This is a genomic window from Pseudomonas sp. B23(2017) (genome assembly GCF_002113725.1).
GTDB classification, from domain to species: Bacteria; Pseudomonadota; Gammaproteobacteria; order Pseudomonadales; family Pseudomonadaceae; genus Aquipseudomonas; species Aquipseudomonas putida_Z.
The window spans coordinates 424,907-444,122 of the sequence record NZ_NEJM01000003.1; the positions used below are offsets into that span (position 1 = coordinate 424,907).

Annotated in this window: 17 protein-coding genes; 9 read left to right on the top strand and 8 right to left on the bottom strand. The window is 63.6% G+C overall.

Going from position 1 to position 19,216, the window contains the following annotated elements; genetic code table 11:
* Window positions 1-9 precede the first annotated feature (9 nt).
* On the bottom strand, window positions 10-2,076 hold the full coding sequence (locus CAG46_RS07705) for a carbon starvation CstA family protein (RefSeq protein ID WP_024087740.1): 2,067 nt from the start codon (window positions 2,074-2,076) through the stop codon (window positions 10-12).
* Between the two features lie 178 nt (window positions 2,077-2,254).
* Between CAG46_RS07705 and CAG46_RS07710 the strand changes: the two genes are divergently transcribed.
* Both CAG46_RS07710 and CAG46_RS07715 read left to right on the top strand, forming a co-directional pair.
* Window positions 2,255-2,617, top strand: coding sequence for a PilZ domain-containing protein (locus CAG46_RS07710; RefSeq protein WP_085593014.1), 363 nt, complete (start codon window positions 2,255-2,257; stop codon window positions 2,615-2,617).
* A 263-nt stretch (window positions 2,618-2,880) separates the two neighbouring features.
* Window positions 2,881-4,398, top strand: coding sequence for a nucleobase:cation symporter-2 family protein (locus CAG46_RS07715; RefSeq protein WP_085614349.1), 1,518 nt, complete (start codon window positions 2,881-2,883; stop codon window positions 4,396-4,398).
* Window positions 4,399-4,574: 176 nt separating this feature from the next.
* Here the strand turns inward: CAG46_RS07715 and radA are convergent, their stop codons facing one another.
* Window positions 4,575-5,945 carry a DNA repair protein RadA gene (gene radA / locus CAG46_RS07725; RefSeq protein WP_003251626.1) on the bottom strand — a complete coding sequence of 457 codons (1,371 nt, stop codon included), beginning with the start codon at window positions 5,943-5,945 and terminating at the stop codon, window positions 4,575-4,577.
* A 177-nt stretch (window positions 5,946-6,122) separates the two neighbouring features.
* Between radA and mscL the strand changes: the two genes are divergently transcribed.
* Window positions 6,123-6,542, top strand: coding sequence for a large-conductance mechanosensitive channel protein MscL (gene mscL / locus CAG46_RS07730; protein ID WP_085614351.1), 420 nt, complete (start codon window positions 6,123-6,125; stop codon window positions 6,540-6,542).
* A 135-nt stretch (window positions 6,543-6,677) separates the two neighbouring features.
* Here the strand turns inward: mscL and CAG46_RS07735 are convergent, their stop codons facing one another.
* On the bottom strand, window positions 6,678-7,454 hold the full coding sequence (locus tag CAG46_RS07735; protein WP_025340641.1) for a ferredoxin--NADP reductase: 777 nt from the start codon (window positions 7,452-7,454) through the stop codon (window positions 6,678-6,680).
* A 212-nt stretch (window positions 7,455-7,666) separates the two neighbouring features.
* Here CAG46_RS07735 and CAG46_RS07740 point away from each other — a divergent pair, with 212 nt between their 5' ends.
* A complete protein-coding gene (locus CAG46_RS07740) occupies window positions 7,667-8,374 on the top strand; it encodes an autoinducer binding domain-containing protein (RefSeq protein ID WP_085614352.1) in 708 nt (235 codons plus the stop codon).
* Between the two features lie 96 nt (window positions 8,375-8,470).
* Complete coding sequence (locus CAG46_RS07745) at window positions 8,471-9,595, top strand: methyltransferase (protein WP_085614353.1); 1,125 nt, start codon at window positions 8,471-8,473, stop codon at window positions 9,593-9,595.
* Window positions 9,596-9,726: 131 nt separating this feature from the next.
* Here CAG46_RS07745 and CAG46_RS07750 read toward each other — a convergent pair whose 3' ends face one another.
* The 3 genes from CAG46_RS07750 to CAG46_RS07760 are packed head-to-tail and all read right to left on the bottom strand — an operon-like array spanning window position 9,727 to window position 12,339.
* Window positions 9,727-9,882, bottom strand: coding sequence for a DUF2474 domain-containing protein (locus CAG46_RS07750; RefSeq protein ID WP_008094148.1), 156 nt, complete (start codon window positions 9,880-9,882; stop codon window positions 9,727-9,729).
* A gap of 9 nt (window positions 9,883-9,891) precedes the next feature.
* On the bottom strand, window positions 9,892-10,899 hold the full coding sequence (gene cydB, locus CAG46_RS07755; RefSeq protein WP_085614354.1) for a cytochrome d ubiquinol oxidase subunit II: 1,008 nt from the start codon (window positions 10,897-10,899) through the stop codon (window positions 9,892-9,894).
* 3 nt (window positions 10,900-10,902) lie between these two features.
* On the bottom strand, window positions 10,903-12,339 hold the full coding sequence (locus tag CAG46_RS07760; protein ID WP_025340645.1) for a cytochrome ubiquinol oxidase subunit I: 1,437 nt from the start codon (window positions 12,337-12,339) through the stop codon (window positions 10,903-10,905).
* Between the two features lie 344 nt (window positions 12,340-12,683).
* Between CAG46_RS07760 and CAG46_RS07765 the strand changes: the two genes are divergently transcribed.
* From CAG46_RS07765 to trmA, 3 genes are all read left to right on the top strand, one after another.
* Window positions 12,684-13,904: an MFS transporter gene (locus tag CAG46_RS07765; protein WP_025340646.1), complete on the top strand. Its 1,221-nt coding sequence runs from the start codon at window positions 12,684-12,686 to the stop codon at window positions 13,902-13,904.
* A gap of 281 nt (window positions 13,905-14,185) precedes the next feature.
* Window positions 14,186-15,481, top strand: a complete 1,296-nt coding sequence (locus CAG46_RS07770; RefSeq protein ID WP_015271803.1) for an NCS2 family permease — start codon at window positions 14,186-14,188, stop codon at window positions 15,479-15,481.
* The gene (gene trmA, locus CAG46_RS07775; RefSeq protein ID WP_085593003.1) at window positions 15,478-16,563 is read left to right on the top strand and encodes a tRNA (uridine(54)-C5)-methyltransferase TrmA; all 1,086 of its coding nucleotides are present in this window, start codon (window positions 15,478-15,480) and stop codon (window positions 16,561-16,563) included. The genes CAG46_RS07770 and trmA overlap by 4 nt, the downstream gene beginning before the upstream one ends.
* Before the next feature lie 140 nt (window positions 16,564-16,703).
* Here the strand turns inward: trmA and pcaG are convergent, their stop codons facing one another.
* Both pcaG and pcaH read right to left on the bottom strand, forming a co-directional pair.
* Complete coding sequence (gene pcaG / locus CAG46_RS07780; protein WP_085614355.1) at window positions 16,704-17,309, bottom strand: protocatechuate 3,4-dioxygenase subunit alpha; 606 nt, start codon at window positions 17,307-17,309, stop codon at window positions 16,704-16,706.
* Between the two features lie 10 nt (window positions 17,310-17,319).
* On the bottom strand, window positions 17,320-18,039 hold the full coding sequence (gene pcaH / locus CAG46_RS07785; RefSeq protein WP_003251597.1) for a protocatechuate 3,4-dioxygenase subunit beta: 720 nt from the start codon (window positions 18,037-18,039) through the stop codon (window positions 17,320-17,322).
* 226 nt (window positions 18,040-18,265) lie between these two features.
* On the opposite strand from pcaH, the gene CAG46_RS07790 reads away from it, so the two are divergent.
* Entirely contained in the window at window positions 18,266-19,153 is an 888-nt protein-coding gene (locus CAG46_RS07790; protein WP_025340648.1) for a neutral zinc metallopeptidase, read from the top strand.
* The last annotated feature ends 63 nt before the right edge of the window (window positions 19,154-19,216 follow it).

Below are 19,216 nucleotides of genomic sequence, written 5' to 3' on the forward strand. Positions count from 1 at the left end.
GCAGTCCTCTCAAGCGTCAGGCAGGGCCTGGAACGGGGTTTCCTTGTCGGTGCGCTCCTTGCGGCCGAGGGCGGCGAAACCGACCTTGACAGCGAAGAACAGCACGCTGAACACCACCACCAGGAACAGCACGGTCAGGCCGGCGTTGGTGTAGGCGTTGAAGATCACGTGCTGCATCTGCCCGATGTCCTTGGCCGGGGCCAGTACCTGGCCGGCGTCCAGCGCGGTGCTGTACTTCTTGGCCAGGGCCAGGAAGCCGACTGCCGGGTTCGGGTCGAACAGCTTGATCAGGCCTGCGGTGGTGGTGCAGATCAGCAGCCACACGGCCGGCAGCAGGGTGACCCAGACGTAGCGCTGGCGCTTCATCTTGATCAGCACCACGGTGCCGAGCATCAGGGCAATACCGGCCAGCATCTGGTTGGAGATACCGAACAGCGGCCACAGGGTGTTGATGCCACCCAGCGGGTCGATCACGCCCTGGTACAGCAGGTAGCCCCACAGCGCCACGCAGCCGGCAGTACCGATCAGGTTGGCAGTCCACGACTCGGTGCGCTTGAGCGCCGGCACGAAGCTGCCCAGCAGGTCCTGCAGCATGAAGCGCCCGGCACGGGTGCCGGCGTCTACCGCGGTGAGGATGAACAGCGCCTCGAACAGGATGGCGAAGTGGTACCAGAAGGCCATGGTGTTTTCACCCGGCAGCACCTGGTGCAGGATCTGAGCGATACCCACGGCCAGGGTCGGCGCACCACCGGCACGGGCCAGCACGGTGTGCTCGCCAATGTCGCGGGCGGTGGCCTCGAGCTGCTCAGGGGTGATCAGGAAGCCCCAGCTGCTAACCGTTTGCGCAACCGACGCCACGTCTGCACCGACCACTGCGGCCGGGCTGTTCATGGCGAAGTACACGCCTGGCTCGATCACCGAGGCAGCGACCATGGCCATGATGGCAACAAACGATTCCATCAGCATGCCGCCGTAGCCGATGTAGCGGGCGTTGGTTTCGTTGTCCAGCAGCTTCGGCGTGGTCCCCGAGGAGATCAGCGCATGGAAGCCGGACACCGCGCCACAGGCAATGGTGATGAACAGGAACGGGAACAGGGTGCCCTTCCACACCGGGCCGGTGCCGTCGGTGAACTGGGTCAGCGCCGGCATCTTCAGCTCGGGCGCGATGATCAGGATACCGATGGCCAGGCCGACGATGGTGCCGATCTTGAGGAAGGTCGACAGGTAGTCACGTGGCGCCAGTACCAGCCATACCGGCAGTACCGCAGCGACGAAGCCATAGCCCACCAGCATCCAGGTGATCTGCACGCCGGTGAAGGTGAACGCCGGGCCCCAGGTCGGGTCTGCGGCAATCTGGCCCCCCAGCCAGATCGAAGCCAGCAGCAGCACCACGCCGATGACCGAGATCTCACCGATATGGCCCGGGCGGATGTAGCGCATGTAGATGCCCATGAACATCGCGATCGGGATGGTCGCCATCACCGTGAACATGCCCCATGGGCTTTCGGCCAGGGCCTTGACCACGATCAGCGCCAGCACCGCGAGGATGATGATCATGATCAGGAAGCAGCCGAACAGGGCGATGGTGCCCGGGATGCGGCCCATCTCCTCGCGCACCATGTCGCCCAGCGAACGGCCGTTGCGGCGGGTGGACAGGAACAGGACCATGAAGTCCTGCACCGCACCGGCCAGCACCACGCCGGCGATCAGCCACAGCGTACCGGGCAGGTAGCCCATCTGCGCGGCGAGTACCGGGCCGACCAAGGGCCCTGCACCAGCGATGGCGGCGAAGTGGTGACCGAAGAGGATGTGTTTGTTGGTCGGGACGTAGTCCAGGCCGTCGTTGTTGAGCACCGCCGGGGTGGCACGGCGTGGGTCGAGCTGCATCACCTTGGTGGCGATGAACAGGCTGTAGTAGCGATAGGCGACTAGGTAGATGGCCACTGCCGCGACCACGATCCACAAGGCATTGATCGCCTCGCCGCGACGCAGGGCAACCACACCCAGCGCACAGGCTCCTATGACTGCCAGCGCCAGCCACGGAATGTGGCGTAGCAGGCTATTATTGTTGTTCATGGTTTGCTTCCAGCTGGTGGATTGGAAAAGACCGCCCATCGAGTCTAGGGCGAGTCATCGCGCATTGCCACACTTGCTTTGGTCTAGAGCCTCTGCGGCCAGATTGCGGTACCTGATGTACATACCACTCTAACTATAGTCAGGATGTCACCTGAGGACCTATGCGAGGATCTACCCCATGAGCGATCACGACGAACGCCGCCGTTTCCAGCGCATCGACTTCGACGCCCCAACCGAACTGCGCCAGGGCGTGCAACGCTGGCCTGCCAAGCTGCTGGACCTTTCACTCAAAGGTTTGCTGATCGAACGCCCGGCAAATTGGGATGCCGACCTGACCCAGGATTTCGATGCCATCATTCACCTGGCCCCTGATGCACGGGTACAGATGCAGGTTGAACTGCGCCATGAGGAACCAGACCGCCTGGGTTTCATCTGCCTGTACATCGACGTCGAGTCGATGACTCATCTGCACCGTCTTGTGGAATTGAACGTGGCCGACAGCACCGAAATGATGCGTGAGCTGCGCGAACTCATCGAATAATGAAATCTCTTAGCTAGCTAATGGCTTCCCCACCTTGTGTTTCCTGTCTACCCAGACAGCTTTAAGCCTGGGTAGCAGCGTTTTGTACACACCCCTCTAGCACAGCCTCTGACGAGTTGGTACGCCTTCTGCATTGGGTTCTCGCACACCTTGCGGACGCTCTTGTGCGCGCTCCGATCAAAATATTGTATACAATTCTTGTGGCAATCATTTGTAGGAAGTGTCTACAGTAGCACCACAACAATAAACAGAGAGCCTGCTCCATGACTACGTCCCCTAGCACGTCTCCCGCCAAGCGCCCCGAGGATGAAAACCTCGGCCTTGGTGCCAACCTGGCCTATGGTCTGCAGCATGTGCTGACCATGTACGGGGGGATCGTCGCGGTACCCCTGATCCTGGGGCAGGCCGCGGGCCTGAACGGTGCCGAAATCGGCATGCTGATCGCCGCTTCGTTGTTTGCCGGTGGCCTGGCCACCCTGCTGCAAACCCTCGGCCTGCCGTTCTTCGGCTGCCAGTTGCCGCTGGTGCAGGGCGTGTCGTTCGCCGGTGTGGCAACCATGGGTGCAATCCTCAGCAGCGAGGGCGGCGGTGGCCTGCCGGGCGTGCTCGGCGCGGTCATGGCAGCGTCGCTGATCGGCTTTCTGATCACCCCGGTGTTCTCGCGCATCACCAAGTTCTTCCCGCCGCTGGTAACCGGCATCGTCATCACCACCATCGGCCTGACCCTGATGCCCGTGGCCGCTCGCTGGGTGATGGGTGGCAACAGCGCCTCGCCGGAATTCGGCAGCGTGGCCAACATCGGCCTGGCAGCCCTGACCTTCGCCATCGTGCTGCTGCTGAGCAAGCTGGGCAGCGCGGCGATCTCGCGCCTGTCGATCCTGCTGGCCATGGTATTCGGTACCCTGATCGCCTGGGCGCTGGGCATGGCCGACTTCAGCAAGGTCACCGAAGGCCCGATGCTCGCCTTCCCCACGCCGTTCCATTTCGGCATGCCGGAATTCCACATCGCCGCGATCCTGTCGATGTGCATCGTGATCATGGTGACCCTGGTGGAAACCTCGGCCGACATCCTCGCCGTGGGTGAGATCATCGACACCAAGGTCGACTCCAAGCGCCTGGGCAACGGCCTGCGCGCCGACATGGCCTCGAGCATCCTGGCGCCGATCTTCGGCTCGTTCACCCAGAGCGCGTTCGCCCAGAACGTCGGCCTGGTAGCCGTGACCGGGGTCAAGAGCCGCTACGTGGTGGCCACAGGTGGCGTGATCCTGGTGGTGCTCGGCCTGCTGCCGATCATGGGCCGGGTGATTGCCGCAGTCCCTACTCCGGTACTGGGTGGAGCGGGCATCGTGCTGTTCGGCACCGTGGCGGCCAGCGGTATCCGCACCCTGTCCAAGGTCAGCTACAAGAACAACGTCAACCTGATCATCGTCGCCGCCTCGCTGGGCTTCGGCATGATCCCGATTGCCGCACCGACCTTCTACCACCACTTCCCGAACTGGTTCGAGACCATCTTCCACTCGGGCATCAGCTCGGCGGCGATCATGGCCATCCTGCTGAACCTGATCTTCAACCACTTCACCGCCGGCAACTCGGACCAGCAGTCGGTGTTTGCCGCCGCGTACGAGCGCACCATCCAGTACTCGGACATTTCAGCGCTGCGTGATGGCGACTACTTCAAGGATGGCAAGCTGTTCGATGCCGAGGGTAATGAAGTGCCGATGCTGGAACTGGACGAGCATGGCAATGAAACGGTCAGGCGCAGTGCGGTTGCCGAGCATTGACTGCTGACTGAGCGGTGAGGTGGGGGGCCGACGCGCATCGTCGGCCCCTTTTTCGTTTTGCCTGTGCCGGCCCTTTCGCGGGTAAACCCGCTCCCACAGGGTTTGCGCAATCCTGAAGCTGATGCGGTACCTGTGGGAGCGGGTTTACCCGCGAAGAGGCCGGTACAGGCCACGAATTATTCGAACAGCGCATCCAGGGCCTGCTCCAGCCGGGTAACGGCAATCACCTGCAACCCTGCCGGAGCCTCTTTCGGCGCATTGCCCTTGGGCACGATGGCCCGCTTGAATCCATGCTTGGCGGCTTCCTTCAAACGCTCCTGGCCACTGGGCACCGGCCGCACCTCGCCGGAAAGGCCGATCTCGCCAAACACCAGCAGGCCATGGGCCAGGGGCCGGTTGCGCAGGCTGGACATCACCGCCGCCAGCAGCGCCAGGTCCGAGGCGGTTTCCAGCACCTTCACCCCGCCCACCACGTTGAGGAACACATCCTGGTCATGGGTGGGAATACCGCCGTGGCGGTGCAGCACTGCCAGCAACATGGCCAGGCGGTTCTGGTCCAGGCCCAGGGTCACCCGGCGCGGGTTGGCCAGGTGGCTGTCGTCGACCAGCGCCTGCACCTCCACCAGCATCGGCCGGGTGCCTTCCCAGGTCGCCATCACCACGCTGCCCGGAACTTCCTCCTGGGTGCGGTTGAGGAAGATCGCCGAGGGGTTGGACACCTCCTTCAGGCCGCGGTCGGTCATGCCGAACACACCCAGCTCGTTGACCGCGCCAAAGCGGTTCTTCACCGCCCGCAGCAGGCGCAGGCGGCCATCGGACTCGCCCTCGAAATACAGCACGGTGTCGACCATGTGCTCGAGTACCCGCGGGCCGGCCAGCGAGCCTTCCTTGGTCACGTGGCCGACCAGGAAGATCGCCGTGCCGCTCTGCTTGGCGTAGCGCACCAGCAACGCCGTGCTTTCGCGCACCTGGGCCACGCCGCCGGGCGCCGATTGCAGCTGCTCGGTGAAAATGGTCTGGATCGAGTCGATCACCATGACCCGCGGTTTCTCGACGCGGGCCGTGGCGATGATGGTCTCGATGCAGGTTTCGGTCATCACCTTGAGCTGGTCCTGGGGCAGGCCCAGGCGCCGGGAGCGCATGGCCACCTGCTGCTGCGACTCCTCGCCGGTGACATACAGCGCCGGCATGCCCACGGCAATGTTGCACAAGGTCTGCAGCAGGATGGTCGACTTGCCGATGCCGGGGTCACCACCGATCAACACCACCGAACCATCCACCAGGCCACCGCCCAGCACGCGGTCCAGTTCGGTGCTGCTGGTGGTGAAGCGCGGGATTTCCTCGACGCTGACTTCAGCCAGGGTCTTGATCTGCGCCTGCTGCCCGGTCCAGCCGGCACGGCCGCTACTGGGCGCAGCGGCACCGCCGCTTTCGATCATGGTCTCGACCAGCGTGTTCCAGGCCCCGCATTCGCCACACTGGCCGGCCCATTTGGGGAAGGTCGCACCGCACTCGGTGCAGCCATACAAGCGCTTGGCCTTGGCCATGGCTGGGGTCTCCTGGAAAAAAACCGCCATGATAGCCGAGCCGGACGTGCCTCGAACGCCTCGGGATGCGACAAAACTATTCGTTCTAACAGCAGTCTGTGGCCCTGAGCACAACGCATGAAGCGTTTGAGTGGCTTACACTGCGTAAACCTTACCTTTTGTTACAAGGAACCAAACATGGGCATGATCAGTGAATTCAAGGCCTTCGCGGTCAAAGGCAATGTCGTCGACATGGCGGTTGGTATCATCATCGGCGCGGCCTTCGGCAAGATCGTCTCGTCTTTCGTCGGTGACGTGGTCATGCCGCCACTGGGCCTGTTGATCGGTGGCGTGGACTTCAGCGACCTGGCAATTACCCTGAAGGCTGCCGAAGGTGACGTTCCGGCGGTAGTGCTGGCGTATGGCAAGTTCATCCAGACCGTGATCGACTTCGTGATCGTGGCCTTTGCCATCTTCATGGGGGTGAAGGCGATCAACCAGCTCAAGCGTGAAGAGGCCGTGGCGCCGACTGCACCGCCTGTGCCGACTGCAGAAGAGACCCTGCTGACCGAGATCCGCGACTTGCTCAAGTCGCAGAATCAGAACCGCTTGCCTTGAGATTGCCGGGGGCTGCCTTGCAGCCCTATCGCGACACAAGGCCGCTCCTACAAGGTTTTTGCATCTCCCAGGAAATAGCGGTTCCTGTAGGAGCGGCCTTGTGTCGCGATGGGCCGCAAAGCGGCCCCAACGGCCTTACCAGTAGTTCTCCACAGCCACCTGCCCCGGCCGCTTGCTCAGGCTCAATTGCAGGTCGCGCGCCTTCAGTACCTTGCGCGTTTCATCAATCATCTCTGGGTTGCCACACAGCATCACCCGCGAATGTTCCGGCGACAGTTCCAGCCCCGCCGCCTTCTCCAGCTCTCCATTCTCGATCAGCGTGGTAATACGCTGGTTCAACGCCCCCGGGTGCGGTTCACGGGTCACCACCGGAATGAACTGCAACTTGCCGGCGAATTCGGCCAGGTAATCGCGCTGCTCCAGCCCAGCGATCTCATCCACATAAGCCAGCTCTTTCGCTTCGCGCACCGAGTACACCAGCTTGATGTTGTCGAAACGCTCCCAGGCCTCGAAGTCCTGCAGGATCGACATGAACGGGGCAATGCCAGTACCGGTCGCCAGCAACCAAAGGTCGCGGCCACCGACGAAGCGGTCGAGGGTAAGGAAGCCGAAGGCCTGGCGGTCGATCAACAGAGTATCGCCTGCCCCCAGTCGGCTCAGCTCGCTGGTGAATTCCCCACCTGGCACCACGATGGAGAAGAAGTCGAGGTGCTCGTCATGGGGCGCGCTGACCATGGAATAGGCGCGCCACACCACGCTGCCATCGGCCTTGGTCACGCCAAGGCGCGCAAACTGGCCGGAACGGAAGCGGAACCCCGCATCGCGCGTAACCCGCAGGCTGAAGAGGTTCGGCGTAAGTGGCTGAACATCGAGCAGGGTCTGGCGGGTGAACTTTTCGGCGCTAGCGGTCATATCGGGCTCCAGGTTTGGCGTGCGCACAGTGTCGCGCAAAGTGGCGCGGATAAAAACCACTGCTTTGTAGGGCCTCATCTGCGGCGATCCTGCCGAAGTCGCATCGGATCCTGACCGCTATAACAAAAAAATCTCAGCACATTGGTAGGTCTTTTCCTACAATCATCCGGGCATCCAAACGGACTGGACCTGAGGCACAAGGAGTATTTCAGATGCGCCACTGGAAACCCGAGTATCTTCGTGCGTTCGCCGACGAACGCTGCCCACAGAAGTTGTTCGGCATGGCCGTGGATATGGCGCAAGATCTGGGCATGGAGTATCTGGGGTTGAACATTCGCATCCAGATCGCTACGCAAACACCCCACCTGTTCATGTACAGCAATTACCCCCGTGAATGGATCGAGCGCTACCAGCGCGATGACCTCTACAAGCAGGATTCAGCCGCCAATGCGAGCCATGTCTCGACCATGCCGGTGCTGTGGACCGATGATCTGTATCGCGAGGCTCCGCAATTTCGTAAAGCTGCCTGCCAGAGCGGTTTGCGCCATGGCTGGACGCAGTCATTGCACGACCAGCAGCACAACGAAAGCCAGATAAGCGTGGCCAGGTCCACCAAGCCCATCAGTATTGTCGAACTCTACAGAAAGGCCGGCAGTGTGCAGTGGCTGAGTCACAAACTGCATGAAGTGATCAGCGCACATCACCTCACTGCACTATGCCCGCCGCAGCCGAAAATGAGCGAGCGGGAGCTGGAAGTGCTGAAATGGTCGGCCGCCGGCAAGACCGCCGCCGACGTTGCCTGCATCCTGTCACTGTCGCAAAGCACGGTAAACTTCCATATCCGCAGTGTCATCACCAAGACCAACGCCGCCAACAAGGCCGCCGCCATCGCCATCGCCGTCATGCGTGGCTGGATCTGACCTTCAAACCTGCGACCTTGGGCAAAGCCCTGTAGAATCGCCCGGCAAAGCCCGGGGCGAACCGCAACGGGCAGTTTCGTACCCGAGCCAGACGCCATGCCCCTGTTGACCACCCCCTACGCCGAACTCGACCTGATCCGCCAGCCGGAACAGGCCAACGACCCGCTGCAGGCTTTCGATGCCGCCGACGAGTACCTGCTTGCGCAACTGCACGAACAGGCCCCCGAGGCCAACTGCCGGGTTCTGGTGCTCAATGACAGCTTCGGCGCCCTGGCCGCCAGCCTGGCGGGCAAGCTGCAGGTAGTCAGCAGTGGCGATTCGCACTTGGCGCACCTGGCCCTGGAAAAGAACCTGGCACGCAACGGCCTGCCATTTGACAGTGTGCCGTTCGTGCCGGCCAGCGAACAGTGGCAAGGCCCGTTCGACCGGGTACTGGTGCGCGTGCCCAAGACCCTGGCCCTGCTCGAAGAACAGCTGATCCGCCTGCAAGGCCACCTGGCGCCCGGTGCGCAGGTGATTGCCGGGGCGATGATCAAGCACCTGCCACGGGCGGCCGGTGACCTGATGGAGAAGTACATCGGCCCGGTGCAGGCCTCGCTGGCGCAGAAGAAGGCCCGCTTGCTGACCGCGACGGTGGCCGAACGGCCGGTCGCCCGCTCGCCCTACCCTAGCCGCTACCGCCTCGACGCGCCGGCGCTGGAGCTGCTCAACCACGCCAACGTGTTCTGCCGAGAGGGGCTGGATATCGGCACGCGGGCGTTCCTGCCGCACCTGCCCCGCGAACTGGGCCGCGCGCGGGTGGCGGACCTGGGCTGCGGCAACGGCGTGCTGGCGATCGCCAGCGCCCTGGCCAACCCGGATGCCCAATACACCCTGGTCGACGAGTCGTACATGGCTGTGCAATCGGCGCGGGAGAACTGGCAGGCCGCGCTGGGCGAGCGCCCGGCGGTGTTCGAGGCAGCCGATGGGTTGGCGGGGGTAGAGAAGCAGTCGCTGGATGTGGTGCTGTGCAATCCGCCGTTCCACCAGCAGCAGGTGGTGGGCGATTTCCTCGCCTGGCGCATGTTCCAACAGGCGCGTGAAGCGTTGGTGGTGGGTGGGGCGCTGTATATCGTGGGTAACCGGCACCTGGGCTATCACAGCAAGCTGGCGCGGTTGTTCCGGGGGGTGGAGCAGGTGGCGGCAACGCCCAAGTTCGTCATCCTTAAAGCTCGTAAATAGGCTTTGGGGGCTGCTTTGCAGCCCATCGCGACACAAGGCCGCTCCTACAGGGAGACGCGACAATCTGAATGATCGCGTTCCCTGTAGGAGCGGCCTTGTGTCGCGAAAGGGGCGCAAAGCGCCCCATTGGTTCAATGGGTGGTCAGCCCCGCAGCCCCCATGAACAGGCGCATCACGTAGGCCGCCACGCCCAGGGCCGCCACGCTCATCGCCCAGATCAGCAGCAGCCAGCCCAGCCGCTGCCACAGGGGTTTCTTCTCGTCCAAGCCATGCTTGCCGGTCATCATGCAGCCCTCCTAGTGATAGCCGTCTTCATGGGTCACCTTGCCGCGGAACACGTAGTAGCTCCAGAAGGTATACATGAGGATGAACGGCAGGATGAACAGTGTGCCCACCAGCATGAAGCCCTGGCTCTGCGGTGGTGCAGCGGCATCCCAGATCGAGATCGACGGCGGGATGATGTTCGGCCACAGGCTGATGCCCAGGCCGCTGTAACCGAGGAAGATCAGCACCAACGTCAGCAGGAACGGCGTGTAGTGCGCATTGCGCGCCACCGCCTTGAGCAACCCGTAGAAGGTTACCAGCACCAGGATCGGCACCGGCATGAACCAGACCAGGTTAGGCATGCTGAACCAGCGGTCGGCGATCTGCGGGTAGGCGATCGGTGTCCACAGGCTGACGATGCCGATCACTACCAGCAGCACCAGCGCCAGCGGCCGGGCGATGTCGTGCATCTTCTGCTGCAGCGACCCTTCGGTTTTCATGATCAGCCAGGTGCAGCCCAGCAGGGTGTAGGCAACGATCAGCCCCAGGCCGCAGAACAGGCTGAACGGGGTCAGCCAGTCAAGGGTGCCACCGGCGAAATGCCGGTCGACCACCTTGAAGCCTTCGAGGAAGGCACCCAGCGCCACGCCCTGGAAGAAAGTGGCGATCAACGAACCCCAGATGAACGCCTTGTCCCAGATGTGGCGCTTGTCGGCCTTGGCCTTGAAGCGGAACTCGAAGGCCACGCCGCGGAAGATCAGGCCGATCAGCATCAGGATCAATGGCAGGTACAGGGCCTCCAGCACTACCGAGTAAGCCATCGGGAACGCCCCGAACAGCCCGGCACCGCCCAGCACCAGCCAGGTCTCGTTACCGTCCCACACGGGGGCGACGGTGTTCATCATCACATCTCGGTCATGCTCGCCCTTGACGAACGGGAAGAGCATGCCGATCCCCAGGTCGAAACCATCCATCACCACGTACATCATGACGCCGAAGATGATGATCACGGCCCAGATCAGCGGAAGGTCGATACCCATGGCTCAGTTCCCCTTGCTCAGGCTGGCGGAGTTGGCCTCTCGGCCATCATCGGCGGCGGACAGCGGCCGCGCCGGCGTGCGTTTGGTGCCAGGGCCACCAGGTTTGTGCTCGTCACCCTCACCGGTCTGCGGCCCTTTGCGCACCAGGCGCATCATGTAGCCAAGGCCGGTGCCGAACAGGGCGAAGTACACCACCACGAAGGCCACCAGGGTGAAGCCGAGCTGGGCGTAACTGTGGTTGGACACACCGTCTGCCGTGCGCATCAGGCCATACACCACCCAGGGCTGGCGGCCGATTTCGGTGGTGAACCAGCCGGCCAGCAGCGCGATCAGCCCGGAAGGGCCCATCCACAGGGCCAGGTACAGGAACGGCCGCGAGGTGTAGAGCGTGCCGCGCTTGCGCAGCCAGAGGCTCCACAGGCCGACGAAGATCATCAGGAACCCCAGCCCGACCATGATCCGGAACGACCAGAAGACGATGGTCGAGTTGGGCCGGTCTTCGGGCGGGAACTCCTTCATCGCCGGCACCTGCTTGTCCAGGCTGTGGGTCAGGATCAGGCTGCCGAGCGCCGGGATCTCGAGCTTGAAGCGGGTAGTTTCGGCCTGCATGTCGGGAATGCCGAACAAGATCAGCGGGGTCGGCTCGCCGGGCACGTTCTCCCAGTGGCCTTCGATCGCGGCGATTTTCACCGGCTGGTGCTTGAGCGTGTTGAGGCCATGGAAGTCACCGATCACCGCCTGGATCGGGGCGACGATCAGCGCCATCCACATGGCCATCGACAGCATCTTGCGCACCGCCGGGTTGTCACGCCCGCGCAGCAGGTGCCAGGCCGCCGATGCACCGACGAAGAACGCGGTGGCAACGAACGCGGCAGTGGCCATGTGCATCAGGCGGTAGGGGAACGAGGGGTTGAATACCACCGCCAGCCAGTCCACCGGCACCACCCGGCCATCGATGATCTCGTGGCCTTGCGGGGTCTGCATCCAACTGTTGGAGGCAAGGATCCAGAAGGTCGAGACCAGGGTGCCGAGCGCCACCATCACCGTGGAAAAGAAGTGCAGGCCACGGCCGACGCGGTTCCAGCCAAACAGCATGACCCCCAGGAAGCCAGCCTCGAGGAAGAACGCGGTCAGCACCTCGTAGGTGAGCAGCGGGCCGGTAATGGCGCCGGCGAAGTCGGAGAAGCGGCTCCAGTTGGTACCGAACTGGTAGGCCATGACCAGGCCGGAAACCACCCCCATGCCGAAGTTGACGGCGAAGATTTTCGACCAGAAGTGATAAAGGTCACGGTAGACCTGGTTGTTGGTCCGCAGCCAGAGGCCTTCGAGGACTGCCAGGTAGCTCGCCAGGCCAATGGTGATGGCCGGGAACAGGATATGGAACGACACGGTAAAGGCGAACTGCATTCGGGCGAGCTCTAAGGCCTCTATTCCGAACATGGTGCTTCCTCTTCAGATAATCCGGCGTCCGGGCCGCTGGCCCCGTCGCCCACTGCCCCCACGGTAGTCGAGTGCGGCGCGTTGGAATTGTTCTGTTCGATCGCAGGGATTTCGGCCCAAGGGCCCGATCGTTACATCTGGAACGATTGACCCAGATCAACGATTGCTAGGAAGCATAGTCCTGAATGGCCCGCCGGGCCGTGTGGTTGATTGCCGCGTGACCGGTTGCCCCACCCCCTTTCATGACGCGTGAAAAAGTGCCGACCCCGGCAAACAGTAACCGTTTGTTACAAACAGATGATACGCTGCGCACCCCTCTACTGCGCCGAGGCCCCTGGTTTCCGATGTCCGATTCCGCACCGCAGTTGTTGCGTCACCACCGCCCTTTCCTGGCCTTCTGGCTGGCCCGCGTGTTCACCGCCAGCGGCTTCCAGATGCTCACCGTGGCCATTGGCTGGCACCTCTACCAATTGACCGGCAATGTGCTGGACCTGGGCCTGGTCGGCCTGGTCGAGTTCGCCCCAAGGGTGCTGTTCATGCTGCACACCGGGCATGTCGCCGACCGCTATGACCGGCGCAAGGTCGCTGCGCTGTGCCAGAGCCTGCAGGGGCTGATAGCCCTGGCACTGGCGCTGGGCAGTGCCACCGACAACGTCACCCGCGAGCTGATCTTCGCCCTCGCCTTCCTGCTCGGTGCCACGCGTTCGTTCGAAATGCCGGCGACCCAGGCGCTGCTGCCCAATGTGGTACCGGCCGGGCTGTTCCCACGCGCGGTGGCGGCTTCGGCCTCGGCCACCCAGTCGGCAACCATTGTGGCGCCGGCGGTGGGCGGCTTCCTGTATGCCTTCGGCAGCATCTGGGTATACGGCCCCACCGTGGCCCTGTACGCCATCGCCTGCGTGCTGACCCTGAGCCTGCAGGCACGCGGCCAGGTGGCCCAGCGCGGGCGCGCCAGCATCGAATCGCTGCTGGCCGGCATCCGCTTCATTCGCAGCCGGCCGGACATCCTCGGCGCCATCTCGCTGGACCTGTTCGCGGTACTGCTGGGCGGGGCCACCGCGCTGTTGCCGGTGTTCGCCAAGGACATCCTGCTGACCGGCCCGCTGGGCCTCGGCCTGCTGCGCTCGGCGCCAGCGGTGGGGGCATTGCTGATGTCGCTGTGGCTGGCGCGTTTCCCGTTCGAGCGCAACGTGGGGCGGACCATGTTCACGGCAGTGGGCGTGTTCGGCGTGGCGACCATCGCCTTCGGCCTGTCGACCTCGTTCTGGTTCTCGCTGGCAGTGCTGGTGGTGCTGGGTGCGGCAGACATGATCAGCATGGTTATCCGCGGTGCCTTCGTGCAGTTGGAGACGCCGGATGAAATGCGCGGACGGGTGAGTGCGGTGAACGGCTTGTTCATTGGTGCCTCGAACCAGCTCGGCGAGTTCGAATCGGGGGTGACCGCGCACTGGTTTGGCACAGTGCCGGCGGTGGTGCTGGGTGGGGTGGGTACGTTGGTGGTGACCGGGGTGTGGATAAAACTGTTCCCGACACTGGCCAAGCGAGATCGATTGCATAACGGTTGATCGCTCGCCTGTGCCGGCCCTTTCGCGGGCTTGCCCGCTCCCACAAGGACCGCGCCGCCCTCAGGCCCTGTGGTGTCCCTGTGGGAGCGGGCAAGCCCGCGAAGGGGCCAGAACAGGCCATGCAGAACCCATTCCCCAACGGCCATAGGCCCCCGCCAAGCATGCTGGTATGATGCGCGGCTTTTTTCCGCCCCACACAAAACCACGGCAACCGGTACGGTCTGTGCTTTGCTGATGGGGTCGATACATTCATGGCGCCGGGGGCGCCTCGGGGAGCGGGCATGCTGGAAAGGCTGTTTCAACTAAAAGCACACAACACCAATGTGCGCACCGAGATTCTCGCGGGCGTCACCACCTTCCTGGCCATGGCCTACATCCTGTTCGTCAACCCGAGCATCCTCGGCGAGACCGGCATGGACAAGGGCGCGATCTTCGTCGCCACCTGCCTGGCCGCGGCCATCGGCTCGGTGACCATGGGCCTGATCGCCAACTACCCGATCGCCCTGGCGCCGGGCATGGGCCTGAACGCGTTCTTCACCTACACCGTGGTCCTGCACATGGGCCACACCTGGCAGGTGGCACTGGGTGCGGTGTTCCTGTCGGCGGTGATGTTCTTCCTGCTGTCGATCTTCCGCATCCGCGAATGGATCGTGAACAGCATCCCGCTGCCGCTGCGTTCGGCCATTGCCGCGGGTATCGGCCTGTTCCTGGCACTGATCGCCCTGCATAACGCAGGCATCGTCGTCGATAACCCGGCCACCCTGGTGGGCCTGGGCGACCTCAAGCAGCCAGCACCGATCCTTGCCACCCTGGGCTTCTTCCTGATCGTCGGCCTCGAGTCGCTGAAAGTGCGCGGCGCCGTGCTGATCGGCATTCTCGCCGTAACCATCGCCTCGATCCTGATGGGCGTGACGCCCTTCGGCGGCGTGGTCTCGATGCCGCCATCGCTGGCCCCGACCTTCCTGCAGCTGGACATCGCCGGCGCGCTGGACGTGGGCCTGGTCAGCGTGATCTTCGCCTTCCTGTTCGTCGACCTGTTCGACAACTCCGGCACCCTGATCGGCGTGGCCAAGCGCGCCGGGCTGATGGGCAAGGACGGCCACATGCCGAAGATGGGCCGTGCCCTGATCGCCGACAGTACCGCAGCCATGGCCGGCTCCCTGCTGGGCACCTCGACCACCACCAGCTACATCGAATCCGCCGCCGGCGTGAGCGCCGGTGGCCGCACCGGCCTGACCGCCATCGTGGTCGCCGTGCTGTTCCTGCTGGCGCTGTTCTTCGCCCCGCTGGCCGGTAGCGTGCCGGCCTTCGCCACCGCCCCGGCGCTGCTGTTCGTCGCGGTGCTGATGGCCTCGGGCCTGGCAGAAATAAACTGGGACGACGTCACCGAAGCCGCACCGGTGGTAGTGACCGCCCTGGCCATGCCGCTGACCTACTCGATCGCCAACGGCATCGCCTTCGGCTTCATTTCCTGGACCGCCGTCAAGCTGATCTCCGGCCGCCACCGCGACCTGAACCCGGCCCTGGTGATCCTTTCCATCCTGTTCGTCATCAAGCTGGGCTGGTTCAACGCATGAGTGCTGCTTTCGACCCCTCCTCCTACACCACCCAGCTGGACGCCAAGGTGGCCCGGCTGCGCGAGCTGCTGGCACCGTTCGGCGCGCCGGAGCCGGCCGTTTTCGACTCGCCGCGCGAGCATTACCGCCTGCGCGCCGAATTCCGCCTGTGGCGCGAGGACGGCCAGCGCCACTACGCCATGTTCGCCCCGGGCGAGAAGCACAAGGCGATCCTGATCGACGACTTCCCCATCGCCAGCCAGCGCATCAATGCACTGATGCCGCGCCTGAAGGCGGCCTGGCAGGCCAGCGAGGAACTGGGCAACCGCCTGTTCCAGGTGGAGTTCCTCACCACCCTGGCTGGCGATGCCATGGTCACCCTGTGCTACCACCGCCCGCTGGACGAGGCCTGGGAAACGGCCGCACGGCAGCTGGCCGAAGAGCTGGGCGTGAGCATCATCGGCCGCTCCAAGGGCAAGCGCCTGGTCATCGGCCGTGACTACGCGGTGGAAAAACTCGACGTCGCTGGCCGTGTGTTCAGCTACCGCCAGCCGGAAGGCGCGTTCACCCAGCCCAACGGCGCGGTGAACCAGAAGATGCTGAGCTGGGCCTTCGAGGCCATCGGCGAGCGCGATGACGACCTGCTGGAGCTGTACTGCGGCAACGGCAACTTCACCCTGCCGCTGGCCACCCGCGTGCGCCAGGTGCTGGCCACGGAAATCAGCAAGACCTCGGTCAATGCCGCGCTGAGCAACCTCGACGAGAACGCTGTGGATAACGTGCGGCTGGTGCGCCTGTCGGCAGAGGAGCTGACCCAGGCGCTGAATGAGGTGCGGCCGTTCCGTCGGCTGGAAGGCATCGACCTGAAGAGCTACGAGTTCGGTACGGTGTTCGTCGACCCGCCGCGGGCGGGGATGGACCCGGATACCTGCGAGCTGACCCGGCGTTTCGAGCGGATCTTGTACATCTCGTGCAACCCGGAGACGCTGGCGGCGAACATTGCCCAGTTGCAGGACACTCACCGCATCGAACGGTGTGCGTTGTTTGACCAGTTCCCCTATACCCACCATATGGAGAGTGGGGTTTTGCTGGTTCGGCGCTGACCTTCAGATCGCCGGGGCTGCTTTGCAGCCCATCGCCGGCAAGCCAGCTCCCACAGGTACTGCACCGGCCTTGAGGGCAGCGCGGTCGGTGTGGGAGCTGGCTTGCCGGCGATGGGCCGCAAAGCGGCCCCAGGCTTCACTCAGAAGTCGAAGAAGACTGTCTCCCCTTCCCCCTGAATACGGATATCGAAGCGATACGCCGTCTTCCCGTCCACTTCACAACGCTTGGCAATCAAGGTTTCACGCCGCTGCGGCTGCTCGATCAGGTTGAGCACCGGGCACTTGGCATTGGCCTCGGCCTCGTCATCGAAATACAGCCGCGTGTGCAGGTGGATGTTGATCCCCCGGGCAAACAGGCTGATGTTGATGTGCGGCGCCATCGGCACGCCCGCAGCGTTGTTCACCACACCCGGCTTGACCGTGTACAGGGTCCACTCACCGGCATCGAAGGTGGTGGCGGTGCGGCCGAAGCTGTTGAAGGCGTTTTCCAGGTTGTAGGCATCCTGGTACTCGCCGTTGGCATCGGCTTGCCACACTTCCAGGAACGAGTCGCGCACCAGGTGGCCGTTACCGTCATACACCTGGCCGATCAGCAGGATGTGCTCGCCCGGCGCGTCCGGCTTGGCCAGGCGGTTCCAGATTTCCTGGTCGCGGGTCGGGTTGCCGGCCGCTTCCAGGGCCAGGCCGATGTGCACGTAGGGGCCGGCGGTCTGCGAAGGGGTTTCCGGCAGCAATTCGATTGGCATGGCGGGGTCCTCAGCAGTTTTCGAAGTGGGTCTTGCGCTGGCCGCGCAGCACGATGTCGAAGCGGTAGGCCAGGCAGTCCATCGGGTTGGCGTTGCTCATGTCGAGCTTGGCGATCAACTGCTGCACGGCTTGCGGGTTGGCGATCGACTTGACGATCGGGCACATCGGGATCAGCGGGTCACCCTCGAAGTACAGCTGGGTGATCAGCTTGGTGGCGATCGACGGGCCGCTGATGGCGAAGTGGATGTGCGCCGGGCGCCAGTCGTTCGGGCCGTTGCGCCATGGGTACGGGCCCGGCTTGATGGTGCGGAAGCTGTAGTAGCCATCACGGTCGGTCAGGCAACGGCCGACGCCACCGAAGTTCGGGTCCAGCGGCGCCAGGTAGCGGTCGTTCTTGTGACGGTAGCGGCCGCCGGCATTGGCCTGCCACATTTCTACCAGGGTATTCGGCACAGGCTTGCCGTACTGGTCGACCACACGGCCGGCGACGATGATGCGCTCGCCGATCGGCAAGCCGCCGTTGTTGAAGTTCAGCAGCAGGTCATGGTCATGGGCGCCGAAGCCCAGGTGGGAAAAGTCCGGGCCGGTGGTTTCGCTGATCGACTGCGGGATGCTGACCAGTGCCTGGCGTGGCGAGCGGGCAATGGACGTCTTGTAGTCAGGCGTAAGGGCTTTCGGGTGCCAGTTGCGATCACGGATCACGAAGCGGCTGTTGTCCTGGGCGGGCATGCCGGTTTCCTCTCTTGGAATTATGGAAATGCGCGGGGGGTTATTTGAAACCCTGTCGCGGGCAAGCCCGCTCCCACATGCAGTTTCAGGCAGGTAGCGTGCAATGAATATTGAAATCAGCCACATCAAACATAACCATTTGGTTATGCATAAGCACCTTGGCCTGACACTCGCCGCTGTCGTGGACTAATCTTTGTCTTCTTGTTTCACGCTCCGGAGAGCATTCATGGATTGGCGAAAAGGCCGACGCAGCGACAATGTGGTCGATGCCCGAGGCGAAGGTGGTGGCGGCGGCATGCGTTTCGGCGGCGGCAAGGGGCTGGGGCTTGGTGCGGTGCTGCTGATTGTCGGCATCGGCTGGCTCACCGGCCAGGACCCGTTGCAGATTCTTGGCCAGCTCGCCGGCCAGATGGAGCAGCAACAGCAGCAGGCACCCAGCAGCGCGGGCGGCAAGGCTCCGCCCGCCAACGACCAGCAGGCCGAGTTCGTCGCCTCGATCCTGGGCGACACCGAAGACACCTGGAAAGCCCTGTTCGCCGAGGGCGGCAAGCAGTACCGCGACCCCAAGCTGGTGCTGTTCAGCGGCCAGGTTAATTCGGCCTGTGGCTTTGCCTCGGCGGCGGTGGGGCCGTTCTACTGCCCGGCAGACCAACGGGTCTACCTGGACATGTCGTTCTTCCGCGAAATGGAAACCCGCTTCGCCGCAGCCGGCGACTTTGCCCAGGCCTACGTGATCGCCCACGAAATCGGCCATCACGTACAGACCCTGCTGGGCGTGTCGGCCAAGGTCGATGCCGCGCGCCGCAGTGGCCAACGCATGGAAGGCGACAATGGCCTGCTGGTGCGCCAGGAGCTGCAGGCCGACTGCCTGGCCGGTGTATGGGCCTACCAGGCGCAGAAGCGCCTGAACTGGTTGGAACCGGGCGACGTCGAAGAGGCACTGAACGCGGCCAATGCCATTGGCGATGACCGCCTGCAGCAGCAAGGCCGCGGGCGCGTGGTACCAGACTCGTTCACCCACGGCACCTCGGCGCAGCGGGTGCGCTGGTTCAAGGCCGGGTTTGCCGAGGGCGAAGTGAACCGCTGCGATACCTTCAGCGCGCGCAACCTCTGAGGCTTCATGGGGCTGCAAGGCAGCCCCAATCAAGCCAGTTACAAATCTGCTGAAAAAGCGTTT

Coding starts and splice junctions, on each gene's coding strand:
- CAG46_RS07705 (WP_024087740.1), bottom strand. CDS start 2,076: ATGAACAACAATAATAGCCTGCTACGCCACATTCCGTGGCTGGCGCTG.
- CAG46_RS07710 (WP_085593014.1), top strand. CDS start 2,255: ATGAGCGATCACGACGAACGCCGCCGTTTCCAGCGCATCGACTTCGAC.
- CAG46_RS07715 (WP_085614349.1), top strand. CDS start 2,881: ATGACTACGTCCCCTAGCACGTCTCCCGCCAAGCGCCCCGAGGATGAA.
- radA (WP_003251626.1), bottom strand. CDS start 5,945: ATGGCCAAGGCCAAGCGCTTGTATGGCTGCACCGAGTGCGGTGCGACC.
- mscL (WP_085614351.1), top strand. CDS start 6,123: ATGGGCATGATCAGTGAATTCAAGGCCTTCGCGGTCAAAGGCAATGTC.
- CAG46_RS07735 (WP_025340641.1), bottom strand. CDS start 7,454: ATGACCGCTAGCGCCGAAAAGTTCACCCGCCAGACCCTGCTCGATGTT.
- CAG46_RS07740 (WP_085614352.1), top strand. CDS start 7,667: ATGCGCCACTGGAAACCCGAGTATCTTCGTGCGTTCGCCGACGAACGC.
- CAG46_RS07745 (WP_085614353.1), top strand. CDS start 8,471: ATGCCCCTGTTGACCACCCCCTACGCCGAACTCGACCTGATCCGCCAG.
- CAG46_RS07750 (WP_008094148.1), bottom strand. CDS start 9,882: ATGATGACCGGCAAGCATGGCTTGGACGAGAAGAAACCCCTGTGGCAG.
- cydB (WP_085614354.1), bottom strand. CDS start 10,899: ATGGGTATCGACCTTCCGCTGATCTGGGCCGTGATCATCATCTTCGGC.
- CAG46_RS07760 (WP_025340645.1), bottom strand. CDS start 12,339: ATGTTCGGAATAGAGGCCTTAGAGCTCGCCCGAATGCAGTTCGCCTTT.
- CAG46_RS07765 (WP_025340646.1), top strand. CDS start 12,684: ATGTCCGATTCCGCACCGCAGTTGTTGCGTCACCACCGCCCTTTCCTG.
- CAG46_RS07770 (WP_015271803.1), top strand. CDS start 14,186: ATGCTGGAAAGGCTGTTTCAACTAAAAGCACACAACACCAATGTGCGC.
- trmA (WP_085593003.1), top strand. CDS start 15,478: ATGAGTGCTGCTTTCGACCCCTCCTCCTACACCACCCAGCTGGACGCC.
- pcaG (WP_085614355.1), bottom strand. CDS start 17,309: ATGCCAATCGAATTGCTGCCGGAAACCCCTTCGCAGACCGCCGGCCCC.
- pcaH (WP_003251597.1), bottom strand. CDS start 18,039: ATGCCCGCCCAGGACAACAGCCGCTTCGTGATCCGTGATCGCAACTGG.
- CAG46_RS07790 (WP_025340648.1), top strand. CDS start 18,266: ATGGATTGGCGAAAAGGCCGACGCAGCGACAATGTGGTCGATGCCCGA.